Source organism: Pelomonas parva (assembly GCF_043555835.1).
GTDB classification, from domain to species: Bacteria; Pseudomonadota; Gammaproteobacteria; order Burkholderiales; family Burkholderiaceae_C; genus Pelomonas; species Pelomonas parva.
Window position 1 is genome coordinate 1 of sequence record NZ_JBIGHV010000032.1, and the last position, 749, is coordinate 749.

1 protein-coding gene is annotated in these 749 nt (G+C 67.3%); it reads right to left on the reverse strand.

Annotation, left to right across the window (positions count from 1 at the left end):
* Positions 1–749: carbohydrate-binding domain-containing protein (locus tag ACG00Y_RS28905; protein ID WP_394485092.1), on the reverse strand; the 749-nt coding region annotated here is incomplete at both ends.

A 749-nucleotide genomic window follows, 5' to 3' on the forward strand; every position in this document is an offset into this window, starting at 1 on the left:
AAGGCGCCGGTGGCTGTGAGTTCTACCAAGCCGCCGGACATGTTGACCCAGTCATAGGCGGCCAGGTCGGCACCGGCATCGAACTTCACGCCGGTGTCGGTGGGGCGCAGCACGGTGGTGCCGGACCTGAGGTAGTGCACGTTGAGGGCGCGAGCCACGCCATCGGCGGTGCCGGAGTTGAGGAAGGCCACGTCCACCGCGCTGCCAGCGCTGAAGGCGGGGGCGGGGTAGGTGAAATCGGTGGGGGCGGTAGAGCTGACGGTGCTGGTGCCCAGGACGGTGCCGTTCATGCGCACCACCATGGTGGCGCCCGAGCCGCCAGCCGCCTGGGCGCTGGCGCGCACGGTCAATGAACTGGTGAGATTGGGCTCTGGCCAGACCACGCGCAGGGCGGCGTTCCAGTACAGGCCGAAATCGCCTGCAACCACGTTGACGCCGTCGAAGGCGGCTGCATCCAGCCCCTTGTCGATGCTGCTGTTGTCGGGCTTGGGAACGACGGCGGTGGTCTTGTGGTTCAGCTGCACGACGTACAGGCTGCGGTCGCCACCCGCGAGCGCGACGGAGTCGTTGCTGTAGACCACGTCCACCTTGGTGCCTGGCTTGAGTGCCGGCACAGCGACTTCATAGTCTTGCGGGACCGTGGACTTGACCTCGAACTGAGCGACCTGGATGCCGTCGACAACCACGGACGTCAAGGCGCCGATGCCGCCGGCCAGCTTGGCGTAGGCGCGCACCGTCAGGGTGTCGGT